This window comes from Nonomuraea sp. NPDC026600 (genome assembly GCF_040638335.1).
Lineage (GTDB): Bacteria > Actinomycetota > Actinomycetes > Streptosporangiales > Streptosporangiaceae > Nonomuraea.
The window spans coordinates 154,659-173,169 of record NZ_JBEZYD010000013.1 but is presented as its reverse complement, the minus strand read 5'-3'; the positions used below and the strand labels follow the sequence as shown (position 1 = coordinate 173,169).

Here is an 18,511-nt window from a genome sequence, read left to right as displayed (position 1 = left end):
GTTGCCACGCCTGGCCCCTACGCGGCCGGGGACGCGACCGCCACGGACTCGCGCAGCGGCAGCCGTACCTCGAACCAGGTGTCGCCGGGCGCCGACCGCGCCTTCAGCTCGCCGCCGTGCCGCCCGGCCACGATCCGGTAGGAGATGTCGAGCCCGAGACCGGTGCCCTGGCCGACGCTCTTCGTGGTGAAGAACGGCTCGAAGATCCGGTCCTTGATCGCGTCCGGCACGCCGGGGCCGGTGTCGCCGATCTCGACGATCGCCTCGTCCTCGTCGTGGGCGGTGCGGATGGTCAGCGTGCCCTCCTCGCCCATCGCGTCGAGCGCGTTGTGGATGAGGTTCGTCCACACCTGGTTGAGCTCGCCGGCGTAGGCGGGGATCGGCGGCAGCGTCCGGTCGTAGTCGGTGACCACGGTGATGCCGGGCGGGATCTTGCCGCGGAAGATGGCGATCGTGCTGTCCAGCAGGTCGTGCACGTCGCAGACCTGGAACGGCGCGCGGTCCATCTGCGAGTACTGCTTGGCCGAGGCGAGCAGCGAGGTGATCCGCTCGGTCGCCTCGGTCACCTCGCCGAGCATCTGCGAGATCTCGATGGCCTCGGCCAGCCAGTGCAGCGCGGCGCCCGTGTGCTCCTCGCCCACCTTCTTGTGCACCTTCTCCAGGTGCACGCGGCCGAATCCGGCGTTGACCAGCGCCGGAGCCAGCTCCCACGCGTCCTGCACGCCGAGTTCGTCCAGGGCCTCGCCCAGGTCGTCCTCCGCGTCGGAGATCTCCATCGGCGTGCGCGGGGGCAGCTTGCCGACGGCCGCGGTGCAGCTCTCCTGCATCTCGATCAGGGCCCGCAGCCGCTCCGGCGGTATGCCGTCCTCGGCGAGCTGGGCCAGTTGCATGCGGGAGGTCCTGATCAGCTTGTGCAGCTCGCTCACCGCCCGCACGGCCGCCGCCGACGGGTTGTTCAGCTCGTGGGTGAGCCCGGCGGTGATCGTGCCGAGCGCGGTCAGCCGCTGGCGCCGGTCGATGACCTCCCGCTGCATGCGGCCACCCGACATCATGCCGTCGAGCAGGTGCATCGCCATCGGGAACCACTCGGCCACGATGTGCGCGAACTTCTTGGCCGGCAGCAGGAACATCCGCGTGGGCGCGGTGGCCCGCAGGCTGTGCTGGTAGCGCTCCGGTGCCCGATCGCCGAGATAGGCGCTGGTGGCGCCGCCGTACACGCCCGGCTGGGAGCTGCGCGGCATGGCGACGGTCCCGGCCGTGACCGTCTCCTGGACCATCTGGATCTCGCCCTCGACCAGCACGGCGAAGCACTCCGCCGGGTCGCCCTGCCGGAGGATGGTTTCGTCCTGCGCGTAGGACCGCATGGCGCCGCTGAGGGCCAGCTTGGTGAGCTGCTCGTCCGTCAGGCGCTCGAACAGGAAGAGCTTGCGGAGTTCGTCGATGTCGATGGTCATTGCTTCTCCAGGTAGCGATGCACGAGCGCGACCGCCATCGCGCCTTCACCGACGGCGGAGGCCACCCGCTTGATCGACTCGGCCCGCACGTCACCCGCCGCCAGCACTCCCGGCACGTTCGTCTCCAGGAAGTACGGCTCGCGCCTGAGCGACCAGTTGCGTGGCCGCTTGCCGCCCTGCACCAGGTCCGGCCCGGTCAGCACGAACCCCTTGGCGTCGCGTTCGACCGTGTCGCCGAGCCAGGAGGTGAAGGGCTCGGCGCCGATGAAGACGAACAGCCACTGCGTCTCGACCACCTGCTCCTCGCCCTTCGTCGAGGTCGTGAGGCGCTCCAGGTGCCCCTCGCCGGCCGCGCCGACGACCTGCGTCTGGTAATGGACCTCGATGTTCGGGATCGCGGCGATCTGCTCGATGAGGTAGTGCGACATGGACTTCTCCAAACCGTCACTCCTCACCAACAAATGGACCTTGCTCGCAAATCCCGCCAGGTAGACCGCCGCCTGACCGGCCGAGTTGGCCGCGCCGACGATGTAGACCTCGCTGTCCTTGCACGAGGGCGCCTCGGTCAGCGCCGCGCCGTAGAAGACGCCCCTGCCGACGAATTCGTCCAGGCCCGGCGCGTCCAGGCGGCGGTAGGTGACACCGGTCGCCAGGATCACCGCGTGCGCGGCGATCTCGCCGCCCTCCTTGAACCCGACCACCCTGGCCTGCCCCCGGGGCTCCAGATGGCTGACCTTCTGCGCGCTCAGCAGCTCGGCCCCGAACTTCAGCGCCTGCCTGCGCGCCCGGTCGGTCAGTTGCTGGCCGGACACGCCGTCGGGGAAGCCCAGGTAGTTCTCGATCCTCGAGCTCTGGCCCGCCTGCCCGCCGGAGGCGTGCGCCTCGATCAGCACGGTGTTGAGCCCCTCGGAGGCGCCGTACACCGCCGCGCCCAGCCCGGCCGGGCCGCCGCCGACGACGATCAGGTCGTAGAAGTCGGTGGCCGGCGTGGTCGACAGGCCCACGGCCGCCGCGAGCGACGCCTGGTCGGGCGCCTGCATCGAGACGCCCTCGGCGGTGACCACGAGCGGCAGCCGGCAGTCCGCGCCGATCGCCGCCACGAGCTCGGCGCCCTCCGGCTCCTCGGCCAGCATCCACTGGTACGGCACGTGGCTGCGGGCCAGGAAATCACGCACCCTGTACGACGGCGCCGACCACCGGTCGCCCACCACACGCAGTTCGGCGACCTCGATGCGATCGGTGCGGTGCCAGGCGTCGAGCTGGCCGTCGATCACCGGATAGAACTTCTCCTCCGGCGGGTCCCACGGCTTGAGCAGATAGTGGTCGAGGTCCACCACGTTGATCGCCTGGATGGCGGCGTCGGTGTCCGCGTAGGCGGTCAGGAGCACCCGGCGCGCGTAGGGATACATGTCCATCGCGGCCTCAAGGAACTCCACCCCGTTCATTTGCGGCATCCGGTAGTCGGCCAGGATCGCGGCCACGTCGTCGCCGCGCAGCCGCATCTCCTTCACGGCCTCCATGCCCTGGTCCGCGGCCTCCGCACGGACGATTCTGTAGTGCTGGCCGTAGCGGCGTCTCAGGTCACGGGCGACCGCCCGCGATACGCCTGGGTCGTCGTCCACCGTCACGATGACCGGCTTGTCCATGGCCCTGCCTTCCCCACGTTTGTCGCTAAATGAAAGGATGTCATGTGTTGCCAAGTCAGTAAGCGCTCACTAATAAGATGCGCCCATGAACACGCGCGATCGCATCATCGACGCCGCAGAGCAGGCCATCCACGAGTACGGCCTGGCGGGGGCGACCACGAAACGCATCGCGTCGCAGGCCGGTTGCTCTGAGGCGCTGCTCTACAAGCACTTCCCCGGGAAGGAGGCGCTGCTGCTGGCGGTCCTGCTCGAACGGCTGCCCGCGCTCGCCCCGGCGCTGGCCGCGCTGCGGGAGCGCGTCGGGCAGGGTGACCTGGCGGGCAACCTCACCGAGTTCGCGCTGGCGGCCGTCGACTTCTACGGCCGGGCCGCCGCCATTTCCTCGGGGGTGATGTCCGATCCGTCGCTGCTGAGCGGGTTCAGGGGCATGCTCGCCAAGGCGGGCACCGGCCCGCAGGTGCCGATCGAGGTGCTGGCCGAGGCCCTGCGGGCCGAGCAGCGGCTCGGCCGGCTCGACGGCGCGATCGACGCCGGGACCACCGCCTCGCTGCTGATGGGCGCCTGCTTCCACCGCGCCCACCTGGCCTTCTTCACCGACCTCACGCAGCCGGCCGACGCGTGGGCCGCCGCGGTGGTGGCGACCCTGATCAGGCGATGACGTGGCTCTCGCCGCCGTCGACCAGCATCGAGATCCCGTTCACGAACGAGGCCCGCTCACTGGCCAGGAACGCCACCACGTCGCCCACCTCCTCGGGCCGCCCGACGCGGCCCACCGGCACCCCGCCGCCCCGCGCGGCCAGGCCCTCGTTGCCGCCCGCGAGCTCGCGTAGCCGCTCGGTGTCGATCGGGCCCGGCAGCACGTTGTTGACCAGCACCCCGTCGCCGCCGACCTCCCGGGCCAGCGTCCGCACGATCCCGGCGACGGCCGAGCGGGTCGCGTTCGACAGGGCCAGGCCGTCGATCGCCTCGCGCACCGACCGGCTGGTGATCGTGACGATCCGGCCCCAGCCGCGGGCGCGCATCTCCGGCAGCACGGCGTGCAGCAGGCGTACGGTGCCGAGCAGGTTGCGCTGCACCGCGATGTCCCAGTCGTCCAGGCGGACGTCGACGAAGCGGCCCACGGGCGGCCCGCCCGCGTTGGCCACCAGGATGTCCACGGGCCCCAGCACGTCACGCGTCTCGGCGACCACCCGGACGGCGGCGTCGTGCTCCTCCACGTCCGCGAGCACGGCATGCACCACGCCACCGAACTCCTGCAGCTCCACCACCGCGTCGGCCAGCCGTTCCGGATTGCGCGCGCTGACGCAGACGTTGCAGCCCTCCCGCGCCAGGCTCTTGGCCGCGGCGAGCCCGATGCCCGCGCTGCCTCCGGTGACCAGTGCGACTCTGCCCTTGATGCCCAGATCCATGAAGGTGACTATAGGTCGTCAGGCGGTCCGTACCCGTGAGAGCTTGTCCGGGTTGAGCAGACCGTACAGGCCGTGGATGCGGCCGTCGCGGATCTCGATCGCGACGAGCTGCTCGCTGCCCGCGACGCTGGTCAGGACCGCGGGGTGGCCGTTGACCTCGACCAGCGTCGCCTCGCCGAAGGCGTAGCGCGACACCAGCCCGCTGACGAACGCCGACACCTTCTCGCGGCCGATGATCGGGCGGAGCGCGGCGCGGACCTTGCCGCCGCCGTCGTTCCAGGCCACGACGTCCTCGTGCAGCAGGTCGGTGAGCGCGGCCAGGTCGCCGCCCGACGCCGCCGCCACGAACTTGAGCAGCAGCTCGGCATGCTGCTCCGAGGTCGGCTGGAACCGGTCACGGCCCTGCTCCAGCCGTTGCGCGGCCCGGTGGTGCAGCTGGCGGGCGTTGGCGACCGAGGCGCCGACGATCTCGGCGATCTGGTCGTACGGCAGCTCGAACGCCTCCCGCAGCACGAACACCGCGCGCTCGGGCGGCGACAGACGCTCCATCAGATGCAGCGTGGCGTAGGAGACGGTGTCGCGCAGCTCGGCCGTGTCGAGCGGCCCGGCCTCGGCCGTCGCGACCGGCTCGGGCAGCCAGGGACCGACGTAGCTCTCGCGCTTGACCCTGGCCGAGCGGAGCTGGTCGAGCGCCAGCCTGGACACCACGGTCAGCAGGAACGCGCGGGGCTCCCTGATCTCGGCGTGATCCGTGGCCTGCCAGCGCAGCCACGCCTCCTGCACCACGTCTTCCGCGTCCCACATGCTGCCCAGCAGGCGATAGGCCAGCCCGAGCAGCATGGGGCGGTGTTCCTCGAAGTCCACCACGGCATCATGCCGCGACGTCGAAGAAGGACGGATGCCGGGGCCGCCAGTTGCCCATCATGACCGGCGTGTCGTCCACCACGTTGAGCACGCCGGTGACGTCCCGGTCGAGCGCGGCGATGATCGCGGTGGCGGCGGCGTGCGTGCTGGTGAACGACAGCACCGAGCCGCCGTCGCCGACGATCGGCATCTTGCCCGCTCTGACCGCCTCGGTGGTGGCGCCGTCCTCGTCGTACGCCGAGCCGGGGCCGGTGAGATGCCCGAAACGGAGCACCAGCCCCCCGGCGCCGGCGGTCTGCCGCTCCAGCTCGCGCAGCGCCCGGACGACAGGCGCGTACGGCTTGGGCGGGTCCCGCCACAGCGGCGCGTCCTCGTCGGCCGGTCCCGGGCGCCGGCGACGAGAACTCTCATGGTCACTCCAAGGGGTGTGCGTCTTTCGTCTTCAGGACGGGACAGCCCCCGGCGATGTGACAGTCAGTGGGTAGAAATGCCGCGACAAGCATGATGAGGTTGGGGCGTGGCGAGAAATTTGATCCTTTCGGGAGGCTTGTTCCATGACTTCGAGGCCACATCGGCGGCACTCGCCGACGTGCTCGCCGGGGTGGGGATCGAATCCGAGATCACCGAGGACATCGCGGGCGCGCTGAGCGAGCCGTCGGAGGTCCAGCTCATCACCATCAACGCGCTGCGCTGGCAGATGGACCTCGACCGCTTCGCCGACCTGCGTGACGAGTGGCGCTTCGAACTGCCCGCCCAGGCCCGCACCACCCTGCTCGACCACCTCGACCGGGGTGGCGGGCTGCTCTGCATGCACTCGGCGTCGATCTGCTTCGACGACTGGCAGGGGTGGCCGCGCGTGCTGGGCGGCTGCTGGACCTGGCCCAAGTCCCACCACCCGCCGCTGGGCTGGACCGGGGTACGCGTGCACGGCGGCCACCCGATCGTGGACGGGCTGCGCGACTTCGACCTGGTGGACGAGGTCTACAGCGACCTCGACGTGCTGCCGGACGTACAGCCGCTCGCGTCGTCGGCCTCCGGGCAGCCATTGGTGTGGGCGCGGCCGGTGCGGGCGGGTCGTGTACGACGCGCTGGGGCACGACGTCAGGTCGTACGAGAACGAGATCCACCGCACGTTATTGCAGCGGTCCGCCCTGTGGCTGTTGAAACGCCCGGTGGCCGTGACCGACTGAGCCGGTCGCCTATGTGGCCTGATCACTTCCACTCGGTTCTTTTCTGGAGGTGTCGTCCGAGCCGCCGACCCGGCGCGCCGACTCCGACTCGTGCGCCAGGCGGCGGAGGGCGTCGAACGCTCTCCCGTACAGGACCGTGCCCAGCACCAGCGCCTCGACGGCGGCCTCGCGCGGCCCGTCGAACGGCACCGTGTCCATCTCCACCTCGGTCACCAGCTTCTGGGCCGTCTGGGCATAGACCATCAGGTCGGTGGACATGCCGAGCTGGCCCATCCTGACGATGGTCTGGGTGAGCTCGTCCCGCGTGGGGGCATCGGGGCTGACGTCCCAGCCCAGCTCCGCGATGAGCAGGTCGACCTGGCCGCGCGCCGCCTCCCACTCGTCACCGGGCTCCGGCTCGATGGTGGGACCGAGGGCGTACTGGGCGGTGCCGAGCATGAGGTGCACCGAGAGCGACTCGTCGTCCACCGCCTCGATGACCTTCTTGATGGAGGCGACGGGCAGCCGGCCCACCTCGAGCAGCGCCCGGATGAGGCGGAGCCTGCGCAGGTGGGAATCGTCGTACTCGGCTCTGGTGGCCGCGATCTGCCGGCCCTGGTGCAGCAGGCCCTCGCGGAGGTAGTACTTGATCGTCGCGATCGCCACACCGGACTCGACACTCAGCTCCGAAACGCGCATCGCTAGATAATAGCGCTATCCAGATCGCGCGAGATGCCGGGCCGCGTGCACCAGGTCGTCCACGTCGGCCTGACGGTTCCAGAGGAACACCACCTCAAGGGGCGGGACCTCTTCGGCGACGGGGATGAACATGAGGCGTTCCGGCACGGGCAGACCGCCGCGCACGCAGAGCGTGTAGCCGGCGCCCGACTCGACCAGGGCGACGGCCGCGTCGTGGGTGGCCGCCCCGGGCCCGAGGCGAGGATGCAGGCCGAGCCGGACGAACCCCTCAAGGAACCGGCGCGCGCCCGCCACCGCGTCCGACTCCGGCATGACGAGCGGCTCCGTCGCCAGATCGGCGAGCCGCAGCCTCCCGGACGAGGCCAGCCGGTGATCGCGGGGGAGCAGCGCGAGTACGGGGGCCCGCTGGACGAGCATGCGGGCCACACCCCTGGGCAGCGAGCCGGGAGCGTACCCCAGCCCGGCCTGAAGGGTTCCGTCCATGATGGAGATGATCTGCTCGGCCGTGCACATGGGCGCCACCCGCAACCGCGCGCCCTGAACCTGCGACAGGAGACGGGCCACCACGTCCCCCAGTCCGTCGGCGACCCCCAGGCGTACCGTCTGCCCCTTGCCCCGGGCGGCGGTCACGGCCCGTTCGAAGGCGTCGACCGCCACCGTGGCCTGGGCCAGGAACACCTCACCCGCCTCGGTGAGCCGCATCCCGCTGGACGAGCGGGTGAACAACTCCACGCCGATCTCCTTCTCCAGCGCCCTGAGCTGCTCGGACAGGGTGGGCTGGGCGAGGTGGAGCACGGCGGAGGCGCGGCGCAGGCTGCCCGCGCGGGCGATGGTGATCGCGTTGCGTACGTGGCGTAGATCCATCGCTCACCTCGGGGTGATGGGGATGGGCTATCGGATGATCGCACCTCCGTATTACAAAACGGACTATCTGCTGTGAAGGGGTTCAGTTGCCGCGGGGTGACACCGCCGTGCATTCATGCCGAGCAAGCGCTTGTGTATGAGCCGCCGTCGCGTTAGCGTGTCGGGCGAGCACCACATGCGTCACCCGCCGGGGTGGATCGCGCCCTGCCCCGGCGAGTGACTCAGCACCCGTGACAACGAACCCGTCCGTCCATTCGTCCGTGAGGGCCTGGCAGGAGGTGGGCATGCAGCCCTTCGCCGGCAGGGCGGCGGTGGCCGGTGTCGGCATGACCGCGCTGACCCGAGAGTCCGGCCGCACCGAGCTGGACCTGGCGGTCGAGGCCTGCCGTACGGCGTGCGCCGACGCGGGCATCTCACCGGCGGAGGTGGACGCGATGCTGAGCTACCACCTGAACGACTCGGCCCCCGTGACCCAGGTCGCCCGCGCACTCCACATCGACCGCCTGGGCTGGCACAACGACATAGCCGGAGGCGGCACCCAGGCGGCCTCGATCCTGGGCGACGCGGCCATGCTGATCCACGCCGGTTTAGCCAGAAATATCCTGATCTACCGGGCGCTGAACGGCCGCTCAGGCAAGCGCATGAACACCGTCTCCACCGGCCCGCAGGAGCAGTTCACGTACGGCATGGCCGGCCCGATCCCGCTCTTCGCCCTGGCCGCGACCCGCTACCTGCACGACACCGGCCTCGGCCCCGAACACCTCCACGCCGTCGTCGCCCAGTCCAGGGACAACGCCAAGACCAACCCCCGGGCGCTGCGCCGCGAGCCACTGTCGTTCGAGGACTACCTGGCCAGACCGTACGTCTGCACGCCACTCCGTACCGTCGACTGCTGCCAGGAGACCGACGGCGCGTGCGCGCTGCTGGTCAGCGGCGTGCTCGGCGGCCCGCGCATCCAGGCCGTGGTACGCGGCGGCGGCCCCGGCTGCTCCTCGATGGACCGGGCCCCGGACGTGACCGCCATCTTCTCCGAGTACGTGGCCCCCATGCTGTGGGAGGCGTCCGGCATGCGCCCGTCCGACGTGGACACGGCACTGCCGTACGACGCCTATTCATGGCTGGTCCCACGCCAGTTGGCGGACTTCGGCCTGGTCCGTCGCGAGGACCTGGGCCCGTACCTCCTGGAACGCCGGCACGCCTGGCTCAACCCGCACGGCGGCCTGCTGTCAGAGGGCTACGTACACGGCCTGAACAACGTGGCACAGGCCGTCCGGGAAGTACGGGGCGGCCGAGAGGTGGCACTGGTGACGGGCTTCGGCGGCAGCTATGGCAGCGCGGCGCTGCTGGTGGGCTGAACCGCCGGGCCGGTTGGCTGTCGTCGTTCCGCGGTCAAGGGCTGCGCGTGAACGCCGCGTGCGGCGCCCGCCGGTCGGCCTCGGGCAGCAGGTCGCGCGCCGCCAGCCAGGCCGCCGCCCCCGCCGTGTCCCGCGCCGTGGCCACGGTCTCCCCGCCCAGCAGCTCTCGTACGGTCTGCCCTACCGGCCCTTCGCTCGTCAGCACACTCCCGGCGAGCACCACCGGCCCTGACCGGTGCACCCGCCGGACCGTGGCGACCAGGTGCTCGGCGGCCTGACGGGTGATGCCGAGCGCGAGCGGGTCACCCGCTTCGGCGGCCTGGCTGACCAGCGCCGACAGGGCGGCCAGGCGCATGTGGTCGGACTGCGCGAGCCGGACGATCCGATCGGCCTCTTTACGCGGCGTCGGTCCGCGCTCAGCCCCCAGGAAGTGCTCCACGACGAGCTCGACCAGCACACCTCCCGACGCGCCGCGATCCAGCGCGGCGATGACAGCCTTGGCGCCCGCGCGCCCGATCCAGAAGCCCGACCCCGCGTCCGCCAGCAACCACCCCAGCCCGTCGGCGATCGCGTCCAGCTCGTAGCCGGCGATCCTGGCCGCCACCGCCCCCGTCCCCGAGAGCAGCAGCGAGCCGTCCGGCTCGGGCGAGCCCGCGACATACGCGATCACCACGTCGCCCATGAGACGCGGCCCCGAGGCGATGCCGTGCCCCGCCCACACCTTGCCCAGCTCCGGCTCCATCGCGTCGACGACCCCGGAGACTCCGGACAGCGAGGCGGCGACCGACGACGCGTCCAGCCCGGCCAGCGCCCGGCCGAGCGCGTCGTCGATCGCGGCCACCGCACTGACCAGGCCGTGGGCGCTCGGATTGCCCGCACCCGCCCTGGCATAACCGACGCGGGTGCCGTCGAGTGCGTGCACCGCGACGCGGGTGGAGGTGGCCCCGGCGTCGACTCCGATGACGAGCGAATTGGTCACGGTCCGATTGTGGGACTTGACTCAACGGAGAAGCAAGAATAATTTTCGGCGGAAGACCGGGTATCCGGAAGGAATATTCGTGACTTCAGGTGCCCTCGGGCGTGTGGAAACAGAACTACCCGGTTTGCCGGAGGCGTTGCGCCGGGTCGGCGAGGTGATCCTCGGTGATCCCGCCGAGGCGGCCCGGTCGACCATCATCGCGCTGGCCGAGCGCGCGGGCAGCTCGCCCGCGACCGTGACCAGGTTCTGCCGGGCCTTCGGCTTCTCCGGCTACGCGGAGCTGCGGGTGGCGCTGGCCACCGAGACCGGCCGGGCCGCGCAGGCGGGCTGGGGTGCGGGCGTGGGGCACGAGATCGGGCCCGACGACCCGCTCGACGCGGCGATCGAGGTGATGGCCGCGGCCGACGCCCGGCTCATCCAGGACACCGCCGCCCAGCTCGACTCGGAGATCGTCGCCCAGGTGGCCGACGCGATCGTCGCCGCGCCGCGGGTCCTCCTCGTCGGCGTCTCCACCAGTGGAAACGTCGCCACCATGTACGAAGGCCGGTTCCGGCGCATCGGCATCCCGTGCTGGAGCGCGGGCGACGCGCACGTCGCGCTGTCGGACGCCGCGCTGCTCGGTTCGAGCGACGTCGCGATCGGGATCAGCCACCGGGGGCGGACCCGCGAGGTCATGGAGGCACTGGCCGAGGCCGGCAGCCACGACGCCACCACGGTCGCGGTCACCTCCTTCGCCCGCTCGCCGCTGGCCGAGCTGGCCGATCTGGTGCTCACCACCGCCAGCAGGGAGACCACGTTCCGGCTCGGGGGGCTGGCGGCTGTTCACTCGCAGTTGTTCGTGCTTGACGTCGTGTATGTGGCGGTGGCCCAACGAACTTATGAGCGTACGAACCAGGCGTTCGGGCTCACGATCAGTGCCGTGGAGAGCCATCGGGTGGAGAGAGGTTGAATGACGTTCGCAACGAAGGCCCTGGAGCTGGCACGCCAGGTTGTGGAGTCGCAGGCGGAGCCGGTGCGCCGCGCCGCCGCGCTGCTCGTCACCTCGCTCAGGGCCCGCGGCGTGGTCAACGCGTTCGGATCCGGGCATTCGGAGGCCATCGCGATGGAGATCGCCGGACGGGCCGGCGGCCTGGTGCCGAGCAACCGGCTCACCCCACGCGACCTCGTCCTGTACGGCGGGCAGCCGCCGAGCGTGCTCACCCCGGAGCTCGAACGCGATCCGGAGATCGCCCACCGGATCTATGAGCTGGCGCCCGTCGCGCCGCAGGACGTGTTCGTGCTGATCTCCAGCTCGGGCATCAACGGCGCCGTGGTCGAGCTGGCCACGATCGTCAAGGACCGCGGCCATCCCCTGATCGCGCTGACCTCGGTCAAGCACAGCAGCCAGATGACCTCGCGCCACCCGTCGGGCCGCAAGCTGCTCGACCTGGCCGACGTCGTGCTCGACAACGGCGCGCCGTACGGGGACGCGATCCTCGAACTGCCGGGCGGTGGCGGCTACGGCGCGATCTCGACGGTCACCTCGGCGTTGCTCGCGCAGATGGTGGTCACCGAGGCGGTGGACGGGCTCATGGCGCTCGGCGAGACGCCGCCCATCTACCTGTCGGTCAACGTGGCCGGCGGCGACGAGCACAACAAGGCCCTGGAGAGCCGCTACGCAGGGCGGATCCGACGTGGAGCATGACCAGTCAGGAGTAGGGACAATGCCGAACACCCCCCGTTTCACCAGGCGCGAGCTCCTCCGGAGCGCCGCTCTGGTCCCCGTGGCGGGCGCGCTCGCCGCGTGCGCGACCCCGGCCGCGAAGCCGTCGGCCTCGTCGGCCGCCCCGGTCGCGACCAGCGCGGCCAACCCGTTCGGCGTGTCGGACAGCAAGCCGCTGGAAGTGTGGATCTTCGACGGCGGTTTCGGCCAGGACTACGCCAAGAACATCCACCAGCCGCTGTTCAAGTCGAAGTATCCGAAGGTGGAGATCAAGCACAACGCCACCAAGGAGATCACCAAGGTCCTCCAGCCGAGGTTCGCCGGCGGCAACCCGCCCGACGTGATCGACAACTCGGGCGCCAACGCCATGGACTTCGGCGCGCTCGCCCAGGACGGCCAGCTCCAGGACCTCACCCCGCTGCTCGACGCGCCCTCGTGGGACGACCCCGGCACCAAGGTCAGGGACACCATCGACCAGGCCGTCATCGACATCGGCACCTATGACGGCACGTTCAGCGTGCTCGGCTACGTGAACTACATCTTCGGCATCTGGTACTCGCAGAAGGCGTTCAAGGACAACGGCTGGGTGCCCCCGAAGACCTGGGACGAGTTCCTCAAGCTCAACGAAGCAATCAAAAAGTCCGGCAAGATGGCCCCCTTCACCTACGCCGGAAAATTCCCGCAATATCTGTACGAAGTGCTGCTCACCATGGCCGCGAAGATCGGCGGCAACGAGGTCCTCGTCAACATCGACAACCTCGAGGACGGCGCCTGGAAGAGCGAGGCCATGAAGACCTCCGCCACGGCCTGGGCCGAGATCGGCGCGAAGTACCTCATGGAGGGCACCGCCGGCCTCGACCACGTGCAGACCCAGACCGCCCAGAACAAGTACAAGGTCGCCATGCTGCCCTCCGGCTCCTGGCTGGAGAACGAGCAGAAGACCACGACCCCGCCCGACTTCGAGTACGGCATGTTCCCCGTCCCCGACTTCACCAGCTCCGACAAGATGCCGTACGGCACGCTCCACAGCCAGCCGAGCGAGAACTTCATCGTCCCCGCCAAGGGCGCCAACCCGCAGGGCGGCATGGAGTACCTGCGCGCCATGCTGTCGAAGAAGGCGTCGGGCGACTTCAGCGAGATGGTCAAGACCGTCTCGACGGTCAAGGGCGCGGGCGAGGGCCGGCAGTTGTCGCCGGGCGCCGCGAGCGCGACCAAGGCCTACACCGCCGCCGGCCCGAACATCGTCTACTACCGCTGGCAGACCTGGTACGCCCAGCTCAAGGACGAGGCCATCGCCGCCACCGGCCAGCTCATGACCGGCGGCCTCACGCCCGACAAGTACCTGGAGCGCCTGCAGAAGAAGGCCGACGAGATCAAGAACGACTCCTCGATCAAGAAGTACAAGCGCTGATGCTGTTCAACAGGTATCGCCGAGGGCTGTTCATCACCGCGTTCCTGGCAGCCCCGGTGACCCTCTATCTGGTTTACGTGATCTCGCCGTACATCCAGGCGTTCTACATCGCGATGACGGACTGGCGCGGCGTCACGGCCACGCCGACCTTCATCGGGCTGGAGAACTTCGGCCGGCTTCTGGGAGATGAGACCTTCTGGAAGGCGGTCACGCACAACGCCGGGCTGCTCGTCCTGCTGCCCCTGTTCACGATCGTCATCGCGCTGTTCTTCGCCTTCCTCCTCAATGTGGGCGGCGGCGGGCGGGCCGTGGGCGGGATCAGGGGTTCCAAGTTCTACCGGGTGGTGTTCTTCTTCCCGCAGGTGCTGGCCGTCGCGGTGGTGGCGGTGCTGTTCCAGCAGGTGTTCCGGCCGGACGGCAGCGGCATGCTGAACGCGCCGCTGATGGCGCTGGGCGCCAGGCCGATCGGCTTCCTGTCGGATCCGAACGTCGCGTTCTGGTCGGTGCTCGGCGTCATGGTCTGGCAGGCGGTCGGGTTCTACGTGGTGCTGTTCTCCGCCGGGCTCGCCTCCATCCCGAACGACATGTTCGAGGCGGCGCAGATCGACGGCGCCGGGCGGCTGAGCCTGTTCTTCCGCATCACGCTGCCGCTGCTCTGGGACACCGTCCAGGTGGCCTGGGTCTATCTCGGCATCATCGCCCTCGACGTGTTCGCGATCGTGTGGGTGATGACCGACCAGCACGGCGGCCCCGACTGGTCGACCACGGTCATGGCGGCCGAGATCTACCGCAACGCCTTCCAATACTTCCGCTTCGGATACGCCTCGGCCCTGGGCGTCGTGATGTTCTTCTTCACCGTCGGGTTCGCGATCCTTTCGCTGCGCCTCACGCGGCGCGAACGAATCGAGTACTGATGACAGCGACGACCGCGTGGACGGTGGCGAACTCCCGCAAGCTGGCCCGCCAGGAGAGCCGCAGGCGGCTCGGGCCCATGGCGATCCTGTCGCACGTGGCGCTGCTGCTGTGGACCCTGCTCACGGTGGTGCCGATCCTGTGGACGTTCCTGGCCTCGGTCAAGAGCGAGGACGAGATCTTCGGCGACGCCTGGTCGCTGCCGTCCACCCTGCGCTGGGACAACTTCGCCAGGGCCTGGGAGCAGGCGCACATCGGCCAGTACATGCTCAACAGCGTCATCGTGGTCACCTTCAGCGTGTTCGGCACGATGCTGGTCGGCTCGATGGCCGCGTACGTGCTGGCGCGCTATCCCTTTCGCGGCAACCGGGCCGTCTACCTGCTGTTCGTGTCGGGCCTGGCCTTCCCGGTCTACATGGCGCTGACGCCGCTGTTCTTCGTCGTGCAGAACATGGGCAACGTCCCGCTGATCGGCCCGCTCATCGGCCTGAACACCCACGCGGGCCTCGTGCTGGTCTACATCGCCTACTCGATGCCGTTCACCGTGTTCTTCCTGGCGGCCTTCTTCCGTACGCTGCCCACGGCGGTGGCGGAGGCGGCCATGGTCGACGGCGCCTCGCACACCCGCGTCTTCTTCCAGATCATGCTGCCCATGGCCAGGCCGGGCCTGGTGAGCATCACGATCTTCAACATCCTCGGCCAGTGGAACCAGTACCAGCTCCCCCTGGTGCTGCTGCAGGAGCGCGACAAGTGGGTGCTCACACAGGGCATCGCCGACATCTCGACGGCCGCCGGCTACGACCAGGACTGGTCCGCCCTGTTCGCCGCGCTGACGCTGGCGATCCTGCCCATGCTGGTCGTCTACACGGTCTTCCAGCGCCAGATCCAGTCGGGGCTGACCGCGGGAGCGCTCAAGTAAATACCCCCTCGCGCGCCGGTCGCGGCGGATCTAAGCTGCGGAGTGTGATCGGCGACATCCGCGCGTTGCTGGCCCGCCACCTCCCCGACATCGAGGTGCGCTCCATCACCGAGTCCGGGCAGGGCCTGGACAACGAGGTGTACGAGGTCAACGGGGAGTTGATCGTCCGAGGCAGCAGGGCCGTCGATCCGGTGGCCACGCGGCGCGAGGTCGAGCTGCTGGCCGCGGTCCGCGACCTGGCCACCGTGGCGGTGCCCGAGGTGGTCTTCGCCGACGACGAGCAGGGCGTGATCGCCTACCGCAAGCTGCCGGGCGAGCCGGTCAACCTGCACCCGGTGCCGGACCCCGCGCTGCTGGCCGCCCCGCTGGGCCGCCTGCTCAGCGCCCTGCACGGCGCCGAGCCGGGAGAGCTGCGCGAGCTGGCGCCGCCCGACCTCTACCCGGCGCCCACCCTGCTGGCGGACGCCGGGCTCGACTACCGCGACGTCGAGCGGCACGTGCCGGACGAACAGCGGCCGCTGGTGGAGAAGTTCTTACGCGGCAGGCCGCCCGACGAGCCGCGCTCCCTGCGCTTCTGCCACAACGACCTGGGCGGCGAACATCTCCTGGTCGACGTCGCGACCAGCACGCTGACGGGCGTCATCGACTGGACCGACGCCGCCGTCACCGACCCGGCGCACGACTTCGCGCTCATCTACCGCGACCTGGGTCCCGCGGTCTTCGAACAGACCGTCTCGCACTACGACCGCGACTTCGACGAGGCAGACCGGGCCAGGGCCCTGTTCTACGCCAGATGCGCCCTCATCGAGGACCTCGCGTACGGCCTGAGCACCGGCCCGCGCCACTACGCCGACGCCGCCCTGGCCCACCTCGCCCGGACCTTCAGCTGATCACATAGCGCCGATCACCTAGCGCCGATCACGTGGCGTCGAGCTCGTCGCGCAGGCGCCTGGTCGCGCCGACCACGTTCGCCAGCGCCGCCTCCACCTGCTCATAGGTACGGGTCTTCAGCCCACAGTCCGGGTTCACCCAGACCCGCTCGGCGGGCAGCACCTTCAGCGTCTCGCGCAGCAGCCCCTCCACCTCGGCCTCGCCCGGCACCCGTGGCGAGTGGATGTCGTAGACGCCGGGCCCGAGCCCGCGCCCGAAGGACCCCACCGCCCCCAGGATCCGGGCCCCGGACCGGGCCGACTCGATCGTGGTGACGTCGGCGTCCAGCCCGTCGATCGCCGCGAGTATCTGGTCGGCGTCCGAATAGCACAGGTGCGTGTGGATCTGGATGCGGTCACTCGCGCCCGAGGTGGCCCTCCGGTAAGCGGCCACGGCCCACTCCAGGTAGTCGGCCTGCGAGGCCCGCCTGAGCGGCAGCAGCTCGCGCAGCGCCGGCTCGTCCACCTGGATGATCGGCACGCCCGCCTCCTCCAGGTCGCGTACCTCGTCCCTGACCGCGTCGGCCACCTGGAACACGACGTCGCGCAGCGGCAGGTCGTCACGGACGAACGACCAGGCGACGATCGTGACCGGTCCGGTGAGCATGCCCTTGACCGGCTTGTCCGTCAGCGACTGCGCGTGGCGGGCCCACCGCACGGTGATCGGCGCGGGCCGCCCGACGTCGCCGTGCAGGATCGGCGGCCTGGTGCAGCGCGAGCCGTACGACTGGACCCAGCCGTTGCCGGTGACCGCGAAGCCGTCGAGGTGCTCGGCGAAGTATTGGACCATGTCGTTGCGCTCGGGCTCGCCGTGCACGAGGACGTCGAGCCCGAGCCGCTCCTGCAGCCGGATGACCCGCTCGATCTCCGCCTCGACCCGCCGGTCGTAGCCGGCCTCGTCCAGCGTGCCCGCCACCACGGCCGCGCGGGCCGCGCGCAGCTCGCCGGTCTGCGGGAACGACCCGATCGTGGTGATCGGCAGCGCGGGCAGCCGCAGGTGCGCGGCCTGCGCCGCGGCGCGCTCCGCGTAGGGCCCGCGCCCCTCGAACACGACCGGGTCCGCCAGCGCCACCGACGCCGCCGGGGCCTCGGCGCCACGGAAGTCGGCGCGCGCCAGCTCGACCACCTCGGCCACCTTCTGCTCGGCGAAGGCCAGCCGCGCCCGCAACGCCGGGTCGAGCCCGTCTTCCCCCGCCACGTCGTACGGCACGTGCAGGAGCGAGCACGACGTGCTGACCACCACGTCCGCCGCGTGCTCCCGCACCGCGCGCAGCAGGCTCAGCGCCCGCCCCGGAGCGGTACGCCACACGTCCCGCCCGGACACCACGCCCGCCACCACGGTCTTGCCCGCCAGCGCCGCGAGCCGGTCCACGCCGCCGCGCACCAGGTCCACCCCGATCGCCTCCACCGGCGTCGCGGCCAGGACGGGCAGCGCCTCGCCCAGATCGCCGAAGTAGGAGGCGACGAACAGCCCCGGGCGCGACGGAGCGGACCCGAGCCGCTCGTAGGCGGCCGTGACGGCGGCCAGCTCCTCAGGCGTCCGATCGGCCACCAGCGCGGGCTCGTCGAGCTGCACCCACTCCACGCCCTCGGCCGCCAGGAGCGCCAGCAGCTCCTCGTAGCAGCCGAGCACCTCATCCAGCCGCTCCAGCGCGCCGGCCAGCAGCAGGAACGTCACCGGACCTATCACCACGGGCCGCGTCTCGAAGCCCAGCTCCCGAGCCTGCCGCAGCTCGGCCAGCGGCTTGGCGGCGTCGAGCTTGAACACGGTCTCGGCGTCGACCTCCGGCACGATGTAGTGGTAGTTCGTGTCGAACCACTTCGTCATCCGCAGCGGCGCCAGCCCGGCGGTGCCTCGGGCCATCGCGAAATAAGGGTCCTCGGCCTCCTGGTAGCGCCGGGGCACCGCGCCGAGCAGCACGGCCGTGTCCAGCACCTGGTCATAGAGCGAGAAGGTGTTGGACGGCAGCCCGGCCAGGCCCAGCTCGGCGAGCCGCCGCCAGGTCCGCTCCCGCAGCTCGGCGCCCGTCTCCTCCAGCTCCGCGCGGGTCGAGCGGCCGTCCCAGTACGACTCCAGCGCCCGCTTCAGCTCCCTTCGCGGGCCGATCCGCGGATATCCGAGCACGGTGGATCGGGGAAATGACGGCATCAGGTTGCTCCCTGCATAAACGACGTGATCGAACGCGGAGAATTCACCAC

The 18,511-nt window shown here is 70.4% G+C and carries 17 protein-coding genes and 1 pseudogene; 9 read left to right on the top strand and 9 right to left on the bottom strand.

Going from position 1 to position 18,511, the window contains the following annotated elements:
- Nucleotides 1-17: 17 nt before the first annotated feature.
- Nucleotides 18-1,454: an ATP-binding protein gene (locus AB0F17_RS29140; protein WP_358029007.1), complete on the bottom strand. Its 1,437-nt coding sequence runs from the start codon at nucleotides 1,452-1,454 to the stop codon at nucleotides 18-20.
- On the bottom strand, nucleotides 1,451-3,100 hold the full coding sequence (locus AB0F17_RS29135; RefSeq protein ID WP_358029004.1) for an FAD-dependent oxidoreductase: 1,650 nt from the start codon (nucleotides 3,098-3,100) through the stop codon (nucleotides 1,451-1,453). The genes AB0F17_RS29140 and AB0F17_RS29135 overlap by 4 nt, the downstream gene beginning before the upstream one ends.
- Before the next feature lie 85 nt (nucleotides 3,101-3,185).
- Here AB0F17_RS29135 and AB0F17_RS29130 point away from each other — a divergent pair, with 85 nt between their 5' ends.
- Nucleotides 3,186-3,758 carry a helix-turn-helix domain-containing protein gene (locus tag AB0F17_RS29130; protein WP_358029001.1) on the top strand — a complete coding sequence of 191 codons (573 nt, stop codon included), beginning with the start codon at nucleotides 3,186-3,188 and terminating at the stop codon, nucleotides 3,756-3,758.
- Here the strand turns inward: AB0F17_RS29130 and AB0F17_RS29125 are convergent.
- The 3 genes from AB0F17_RS29125 to AB0F17_RS29115 are packed head-to-tail and all read right to left on the bottom strand — an operon-like array spanning nucleotide 3,748 to nucleotide 5,647.
- Nucleotides 3,748-4,509, bottom strand: a complete 762-nt coding sequence (locus tag AB0F17_RS29125) for an SDR family oxidoreductase (RefSeq protein WP_358028999.1) — start codon at nucleotides 4,507-4,509, stop codon at nucleotides 3,748-3,750. The two genes, AB0F17_RS29130 and AB0F17_RS29125, sit on opposite strands and share 11 nt — an antisense overlap.
- An 18-nt stretch (nucleotides 4,510-4,527) precedes the next feature.
- Nucleotides 4,528-5,373, bottom strand: a complete 846-nt coding sequence (locus AB0F17_RS29120; protein WP_358028996.1) for an RNA polymerase sigma-70 factor — start codon at nucleotides 5,371-5,373, stop codon at nucleotides 4,528-4,530.
- 7 nt (nucleotides 5,374-5,380) lie between these two features.
- Entirely contained in the window at nucleotides 5,381-5,647 is a 267-nt protein-coding gene (locus tag AB0F17_RS29115; RefSeq protein ID WP_358028993.1) for a hypothetical protein, read from the bottom strand.
- A 243-nt stretch (nucleotides 5,648-5,890) separates the two neighbouring features.
- On the opposite strand from AB0F17_RS29115, the pseudogene AB0F17_RS29110 reads away from it, so the two are divergent.
- A pseudogene (locus AB0F17_RS29110) lies at nucleotides 5,891-6,442 on the top strand (ThuA domain-containing protein); the annotation flags it as partial.
- A 130-nt stretch (nucleotides 6,443-6,572) separates the two neighbouring features.
- Here the strand turns inward: AB0F17_RS29110 and AB0F17_RS29105 are convergent.
- Complete coding sequence (locus AB0F17_RS29105; protein ID WP_358028990.1) at nucleotides 6,573-7,241, bottom strand: MerR family transcriptional regulator; 669 nt, start codon at nucleotides 7,239-7,241, stop codon at nucleotides 6,573-6,575.
- A gap of 15 nt (nucleotides 7,242-7,256) precedes the next feature.
- Entirely contained in the window at nucleotides 7,257-8,105 is an 849-nt protein-coding gene (locus AB0F17_RS29100; RefSeq protein ID WP_358028987.1) for a LysR family transcriptional regulator, read from the bottom strand.
- 284 nt (nucleotides 8,106-8,389) lie between these two features.
- Here AB0F17_RS29100 and AB0F17_RS29095 point away from each other — a divergent pair, with 284 nt between their 5' ends.
- Entirely contained in the window at nucleotides 8,390-9,460 is a 1,071-nt protein-coding gene (locus tag AB0F17_RS29095; RefSeq protein WP_358028984.1) for an acetyl-CoA acetyltransferase, read from the top strand.
- A gap of 34 nt (nucleotides 9,461-9,494) precedes the next feature.
- Here AB0F17_RS29095 and AB0F17_RS29090 read toward each other — a convergent pair whose 3' ends face one another.
- A complete protein-coding gene (locus tag AB0F17_RS29090) occupies nucleotides 9,495-10,439 on the bottom strand; it encodes a BadF/BadG/BcrA/BcrD ATPase family protein (protein ID WP_358028981.1) in 945 nt (314 codons plus the stop codon).
- 103 nt (nucleotides 10,440-10,542) lie between these two features.
- Between AB0F17_RS29090 and AB0F17_RS29085 the strand changes: the two genes are divergently transcribed.
- The 6 genes from AB0F17_RS29085 to AB0F17_RS29060 are packed head-to-tail and all read left to right on the top strand — an operon-like array spanning nucleotide 10,543 to nucleotide 16,273.
- Nucleotides 10,543-11,388, top strand: coding sequence for a MurR/RpiR family transcriptional regulator (locus tag AB0F17_RS29085; protein WP_358028978.1), 846 nt, complete (start codon nucleotides 10,543-10,545; stop codon nucleotides 11,386-11,388).
- Nucleotides 11,389-12,123, top strand: coding sequence for an SIS domain-containing protein (locus AB0F17_RS29080; RefSeq protein ID WP_358028975.1), 735 nt, complete (start codon nucleotides 11,389-11,391; stop codon nucleotides 12,121-12,123).
- A 19-nt stretch (nucleotides 12,124-12,142) separates the two neighbouring features.
- Complete coding sequence (gene ngcE, locus AB0F17_RS29075; RefSeq protein WP_358028972.1) at nucleotides 12,143-13,552, top strand: N-acetylglucosamine/diacetylchitobiose ABC transporter substrate-binding protein; 1,410 nt, start codon at nucleotides 12,143-12,145, stop codon at nucleotides 13,550-13,552.
- A complete protein-coding gene (locus AB0F17_RS29070) occupies nucleotides 13,552-14,466 on the top strand; it encodes a sugar ABC transporter permease (RefSeq protein WP_358028967.1) in 915 nt (304 codons plus the stop codon). The genes ngcE and AB0F17_RS29070 overlap by 1 nt, the downstream gene beginning before the upstream one ends.
- Complete coding sequence (locus AB0F17_RS29065) at nucleotides 14,466-15,383, top strand: carbohydrate ABC transporter permease (protein ID WP_358028965.1); 918 nt, start codon at nucleotides 14,466-14,468, stop codon at nucleotides 15,381-15,383. Before AB0F17_RS29070 ends, AB0F17_RS29065 begins: the two co-directional genes overlap by 1 nt.
- 44 nt (nucleotides 15,384-15,427) lie before the next feature.
- Nucleotides 15,428-16,273: a phosphotransferase gene (locus AB0F17_RS29060; RefSeq protein WP_358028963.1), complete on the top strand. Its 846-nt coding sequence runs from the start codon at nucleotides 15,428-15,430 to the stop codon at nucleotides 16,271-16,273.
- A gap of 28 nt (nucleotides 16,274-16,301) precedes the next feature.
- On the opposite strand, the gene metE is transcribed toward AB0F17_RS29060, so the two are convergent.
- On the bottom strand, nucleotides 16,302-18,461 hold the full coding sequence (metE, locus tag AB0F17_RS29055) for a 5-methyltetrahydropteroyltriglutamate--homocysteine S-methyltransferase (protein WP_358028961.1): 2,160 nt from the start codon (nucleotides 18,459-18,461) through the stop codon (nucleotides 16,302-16,304).
- Between the last annotated feature and the right edge of the window lie 50 nt (nucleotides 18,462-18,511).

Excerpts from the sequence above, each read along its gene's own strand:
- AB0F17_RS29140 (WP_358029007.1), bottom strand. The coding sequence starts at position 1,454 with ATGACCATCGACATCGACGAACTCCGCAAGCTCTTCCTGTTCGAGCGC.
- AB0F17_RS29135 (WP_358029004.1), bottom strand. The coding sequence starts at position 3,100 with ATGGACAAGCCGGTCATCGTGACGGTGGACGACGACCCAGGCGTATCG.
- AB0F17_RS29130 (WP_358029001.1), top strand. The coding sequence starts at position 3,186 with ATGAACACGCGCGATCGCATCATCGACGCCGCAGAGCAGGCCATCCAC.
- AB0F17_RS29125 (WP_358028999.1), bottom strand. The coding sequence starts at position 4,509 with ATGGATCTGGGCATCAAGGGCAGAGTCGCACTGGTCACCGGAGGCAGC.
- AB0F17_RS29105 (WP_358028990.1), bottom strand. The coding sequence starts at position 7,241 with ATGCGCGTTTCGGAGCTGAGTGTCGAGTCCGGTGTGGCGATCGCGACG.
- AB0F17_RS29100 (WP_358028987.1), bottom strand. The coding sequence starts at position 8,105 with ATGGATCTACGCCACGTACGCAACGCGATCACCATCGCCCGCGCGGGC.
- AB0F17_RS29095 (WP_358028984.1), top strand. The coding sequence starts at position 8,390 with ATGCAGCCCTTCGCCGGCAGGGCGGCGGTGGCCGGTGTCGGCATGACC.
- AB0F17_RS29080 (WP_358028975.1), top strand. The coding sequence starts at position 11,389 with ATGACGTTCGCAACGAAGGCCCTGGAGCTGGCACGCCAGGTTGTGGAG.
- ngcE (WP_358028972.1), top strand. The coding sequence starts at position 12,143 with ATGCCGAACACCCCCCGTTTCACCAGGCGCGAGCTCCTCCGGAGCGCC.
- AB0F17_RS29070 (WP_358028967.1), top strand. The coding sequence starts at position 13,552 with ATGCTGTTCAACAGGTATCGCCGAGGGCTGTTCATCACCGCGTTCCTG.
- AB0F17_RS29065 (WP_358028965.1), top strand. The coding sequence starts at position 14,466 with ATGACAGCGACGACCGCGTGGACGGTGGCGAACTCCCGCAAGCTGGCC.
- metE (WP_358028961.1), bottom strand. The coding sequence starts at position 18,461 with ATGCCGTCATTTCCCCGATCCACCGTGCTCGGATATCCGCGGATCGGC.